This is a genomic window from Streptomyces sp. NPDC059456 (assembly GCF_042750055.1).
GTDB lineage: Bacteria > Actinomycetota > Actinomycetes > Streptomycetales > Streptomycetaceae > Streptomyces.
In genome coordinates, this window is the sequence record NZ_JBHYVA010000572.1 from 1,664 (window position 1) to 5,621 (window position 3,958).

Below are 3,958 nucleotides of genomic sequence, written 5' to 3' on the forward strand. Positions count from 1 at the left end.
GGGTGGGGCTGGGCCCCGCGGTGCGGGTGGGGGGGCCCGCCCCCCGGGGTGCGCTGGCGGGGGGGGGCGTGGCCTGGGCCGGGGGGGGCGCCGCGGTGGGTGTCGCCGAGGCTCAGCTCGTCACAGCCGAGGTCGAGCAGGGCCTTGGCCACGCGGACGACCTGGTGGACCGGGACCGCGCCTTCCCAGGGGTCGCCGAAGCACATGGAGAGGTAGCCGCGGACGTGCGCCCTGCCCTGCTTCGCCCGGGCCACGACGGGCTCGAACATCGCGAGGGACTCGGCGACGGTCCGGTTGAGGTTGCGGGAGGCGAAGGTCTCGGTCGCCGAGCCGAACACGGCGATACGGGTCGCCCCCAGTGCGAGCGCGCGGTCGAGGCCGCGCTCGTTGGGGACCAGCACGGGCAGGTGCGCCGTCACGTCGGCGAGCTGCGGGAAGAGCTGCTCGGCGTCGGCGAGCTGCGGGACCCACTTGGGGTGCACGAAGCTGGTGGCCTCGATGGTGGTGAGCCCGGCGGCGGCGAGCCGGTGGATGAACTCGGCCTTCACCTCGGTCGGTACGGCCGTCTTCTCGTTCTGCAGTCCGTCGCGGGCGCCGACCTCGTGGATGCGGACGCGCGGCGGCAGCTCGGGGGCCGGGACGGTCATGGGCAGCCCGTTCACGCGGCCGCCTCCTCTTCCTCGTCGGGGGTGACGACGGCCAGCACCTGGTCCATGGCGACGGTCGTGCCGGGGGAGACGTCGAGCTCGGTGACCGTGCCGGCGTGCGGGGCGGCGATGACGTGCTCCATCTTCATCGCCTCGACGACGAGCAGGCTCTGCCCGGCCACCACCTGGTCCCCGACGGCCACCTTGACGACCGTGACGGTGCCGGGCATGGGGGCGGCGAGGGTGTCGGCGCCCGCGTGGCCGCGCCCGCTGAGGGCAGCCTCGACGGGGTCGTGCCGCTGTACGTGCCAGCTGTCCGCGTCGCGGCCCAGCCAGGTCCCCTCCGGGGAGGCGGCGTGGCTGAACCGGTGGGTGACCCCGTCGAGTTCGAGGGTGACGGTGTCGGTGGTGCGGCTGACGATCCGGCCACGGGCCGGTGCGCCCGCGCTCTGCCCCGCACCCCGTGCCCCGATCGCCGGCGGGGCCTGGTGCGGCCCGGCGGTCGCGTCGGAGACGTCGGCCAGCAGGAGCTCCGTGGCGGGGCCGGAGCCGGAACCCGGCTCCGCGGACCGGGTACGGACCCGGACCGGATCCTGGCCCGGGAGGCGGAAGTGGTGCACCGTCCAGGCCGGGGTGCCGCCCAGGCGCCAGCCGTCGGCGGACCCGAACGGGTCCACCCAGCCCTGACCCCCCGAGCCCCCGGCGGGGTTCCGGGAAGGGGCGGGCCGGGGGAGCGACAGCAGGGCCGCCGCCGCGTACACCTCGGGCGGCACGCCGTCCGGGAGCAGGCCGGACAGGTCCCGCTCCACCAGCCCCGTGTCCAGGTTCCCGGACACCACGTCCGGGTGCGCCAGCAGCCTGCGCAGGAAACCCGCGTTGGTCTGGACGCCCAGGATGACGGTGTCGGCGAGGGCGGACCGCAGCATGCGCAGGGCCGTCGCCCGGTCGGGGCCGTGGACGATGACCTTCGACAGCATCGGGTCGTACGTGGAGCCCGTGTCCACCCCGGCCAGCAGCCCCGAGTCCGTGCGCACCGCACCGCCCGAGGGCTCGGACAGCGCCAGCACCGTACCGCCGGACGGCAGGAACCCGCGCGCCGGGTCCTCGGCGCAGACGCGGGCCTCGATGGCGTGGCCGGTCAGGGTGACGTCGTCCTGGCCGAAGCCGAGTTCCGCGCCCGCGGCCACCCGCAGCTGCTGCTCGACCAGGTCCAGGCCCGTGATCAGCTCCGTCACCGGGTGCTCGACCTGGAGGCGGGTGTTCATCTCCATGAAGTAGTACGAGGACGGGTCCCCGCCCGGCACGATGAACTCCACCGTGCCCGCGCCGACGTACCCGCAGGAGCGCGCCGCCTCCACGGCCGCCGCGCCCATCGCCGCCCGGATCTGCGGGGTCAGCAGGACCGACGGGGCCTCCTCGATCACCTTCTGGTGGCGCCGCTGGAGGGAGCACTCGCGCTCGCCGAGGTGCACCACGTTCCCGTGCGCGTCCGCCAGCACCTGGATCTCGATGTGCCGGGGCCGGTCCACCCACCGCTCCACGAGCAGCGTGTCGTCGCCGAAGGAGGACCGGGCCTCGCGGCGCGCCGCCGCGATCTCCTCGCCCAGCAGCGCGGCGTCCCGGACCAGGCGCATGCCCTTGCCGCCGCCGCCCGCCGAGGGCTTGAGCAGCACCGGCATGCCGATCTCCGCGGCGGCCGCGACCAGTTCGGCGTCCGACAGGCCGCTGCCCGAGGAGCCGGGCACGACCGGGACCCCGGCCGCCTTCACGGTCTCCTTGGCCCGGATCTTGTCGCCCATCAGGGAGATCGCCGAGGCCGGCGGCCCGATGAAGGCCAGTCCGGCCTCCGCGCACGCCGCGGCGAAGGCCGCGTTCTCGGCGAGGAAGCCGTAGCCGGGGTGGACGGCCTCGGCGCCGGTGCGGCGGGCCGCGTCGAGCAGCTTCTCCACCGACAGGTAGCTCTCGGCGGCGGCCGCCGGGCCGATCCGGACGGCCGTGTCGGCCTCCCGGACGTGACGGGCGTCCGCGTCCGCGTCGCTGAAGACGGCCACCGAGCGGATGCCGAGCTCCCGCAGGGTGCGGATGACGCGTACCGCGATCTCGCCCCGGTTCGCGACCAGAACAGTGCTGAACATCGAAGAGGTCCTCACGTCACATCACGTCACATACGGAAGATGCCGAAAGCGGAGTCGCCCAGGGGGGCGTTCGCGCACGCGGTCAGGGCCAGTCCCAGCACCTGCCGGGTCTCCATCGGGTCGATGACCCCGTCGTCCCACAGCCGCGCGGTGGCGTAGTAGGCGTTGCCCTGTTCCTCGTACTGGGCGCGGACCGGGGCCTTGAAGGCCTCCTCGTCCTCGGCGGGCCACTCCTGGCCGGCGCCCTCGATCTGGTCGCGCTTGACGGTGGCGAGCACGGACGCCGCCTGCTCGCCGCCCATCACGGAGATCTTGGCGTTGGGCCACATCCACAGGAAGCGGGGCGAGTAGGCCCGGCCGCACATCGAGTAGTTGCCCGCGCCGTACGAGCCGCCGACGACCACGGTGAGCTTCGGGACGCGGGTGCAGGCCACGGCCGTGACCATCTTGGCGCCGTGCTTGGCGATGCCGCCGGCCTCGTAGTCGCGGCCGACCATGAAGCCCGAGATGTTCTGGAGGAAGAGGAGCGGGATCCCGCGCTGGTCGCACAGTTCGATGAAGTGCGCGCCCTTCTGGGCGGATTCGGAGAACAGGATGCCGTTGTTGGCGACGATGCCGACGGGGTGGCCGTGGATCCGGGCGAAGCCGGTGACCAGCGTCTGCCCGTACTCCGCCTTGAACTCCTGGAAGCGGGAGCCGTCCACGATCCGCGCGATGACCTCGCGGGCGTCGTACGGGGTGCGCGAGTCGACCGGCACCGCGCCGTACAGCCCGTACGGGTCCACCTTCGGCTCCTCGGGAGCCTCGACCGACCAGGGCAGGGCCCCGCGCTCGGGCAGGGTCGCCACGATGTTCCGTACGATCCGCAGCGCGTGCGCGTCGTCCTCCGCGAGGTGGTCGGTGACGCCGGAGGTCCGGGAGTGGACCTCGCCGCCGCCGAGCTCCTCGGCCGTGACCACCTCGCCGGTCGCGGCCTTCACCAGCGGCGGGCCGCCGAGGAAGATCGTGCCCTGGCCGCGGACGATGACGGCCTCGTCGCTCATCGCCGGGACGTACGCGCCGCCCGCCGTGCAGGAGCCGAGGACGGCGGCGATCTGCGGGATGCCGGCGCCGGACATCCGGGCCTGGTTGTAGAAGATGCGGCCGAAGTGCTCCCGGTCGGGGAAGACCTCGTCC

2 protein-coding genes and 1 pseudogene are annotated in these 3,958 nt (G+C 74.1%); all 3 read right to left on the minus strand.

The window, feature by feature from the left end; genetic code table 11:
* A pseudogene (locus tag ACFXA3_RS33675) lies at positions 1-647 on the minus strand (hypothetical protein); the annotation flags it as partial.
* Positions 648-658: 11 nt separating this feature from the next.
* Positions 659-2,782 (minus strand): biotin carboxylase N-terminal domain-containing protein, encoded by a 2,124-nt coding sequence (locus ACFXA3_RS33680; protein WP_385193158.1) that lies wholly within the window; start codon positions 2,780-2,782, stop codon positions 659-661.
* 26 nt (positions 2,783-2,808) lie between these two features.
* Positions 2,809-3,958 (minus strand): carboxyl transferase domain-containing protein (locus ACFXA3_RS33685; protein ID WP_385193161.1); only part of this gene is annotated, 1,150 nt, incomplete at its 5' end.